Annotated in this window: 1 protein-coding gene and 1 pseudogene; both read left to right on the top strand. The window is 70.9% G+C overall.

Annotated features, from left to right (window positions below; genetic code table 11):
- Positions 1 to 50: 50 nt before the first annotated feature.
- Positions 51 to 911 (top strand): annotated as a pseudogene (locus tag G3N93_RS40665) (FGGY-family carbohydrate kinase); the annotation flags it as partial.
- On the top strand, positions 908 to 1,016 hold a 109-nt coding region (locus G3N93_RS41975; protein WP_307873461.1), incomplete at its 3' end, for an SDR family NAD(P)-dependent oxidoreductase. The pseudogene G3N93_RS40665 and the gene G3N93_RS41975, both read left to right, overlap by 4 nt.

The following is a 1,016-nucleotide window of genomic DNA, read 5'->3' as shown; positions in this document are numbered from 1 at the left end:
GGTTGGTGGAATGGACGGACTAGGGGGGCGGGGTGCTGTGGAAATGGGCGGGGCAGCGCGGGCTGCCGGCGGGCACGCCCGTCGTGGCGGGGGGGGGCGAGGCGGCGGTGGTGACGTGCGCGGCCGGCGCGACGCGCGCGGGGCAGCATGTCGCGATGATCGGCACCAGCATGTGCTGGGGCTACGTGAGCCGGCACGTCGATGCGCGTCACGGGCTCGTCAGCATGCCGCATGTGTTCAACGGGCAGCGCGACCTGTACGTGTTCGGCGGCGCGATCACGGCCGGCGCGTCGGTCGCGTGGTTTCGCGACCAGTTCTGTCACGCGGAAATCGATGCGGCACGCCTGCTGCCGCACGGCGATCCGCACGTATTGCTCGAGGAAGCGGCCGAAAGCGTGCCGCCGGGCGCCGACGGCGTGCTGTTCCTGCCGTACCTGATGGGCGAGCGCAGCCCCGTGTGGGACGCGAAGGCGAGCGGCGCATTTATCGGGCTGAGTCTCGCGCATACGCGTGCGCACCTGTATCGCGCGGTGCTCGAAGGCGTCGCGTTCGCATTGCGGCACAACATCGAGGCTGGCCGCCGCGGCGCGGCTGCGCTCGACGACCGGCTGATCGTCGTGGGCGGGGCTGCGCATTCGGCGCTATGGATGCAGATCATCGCGGACGTGACCGGCTTCCCGGTGTGGACGATCGAGCAGGACGTCGAAGCCGCGATGGGGGCCGCCTTGCTCGCGGGCGTCGGCGCAGGGCTCGTGTCGCACGACGACGCGCAAGGCGGATGGGTCACGCTCGTCGAGCGCGCGCGGCCCGATGCCGAACGCGCGAAAGCCTATGCGACGCGCTTTGCGCTCTACACGGCGCTGTATCCGGCGCTCAAACCGATCATGCACGGGTTGCACACGCCATCGTGAAGACACGATTCGATTTCGGCGGTACGCGGGTACTCGTCACGGGCGCGTCGAGCGGAATCGGGCGCGCGTGCGCGGTCGCGCTGGCGCAGGCGGGCGCGCAGGTCG

The organism is Burkholderia sp. Se-20378 (assembly GCF_017104665.1).
GTDB lineage: Bacteria > Pseudomonadota > Gammaproteobacteria > Burkholderiales > Burkholderiaceae > Burkholderia > Burkholderia lata.
Note: the sequence above shows the minus strand (reverse complement) of the source record. Positions and strands in the feature narration are given on the sequence as shown.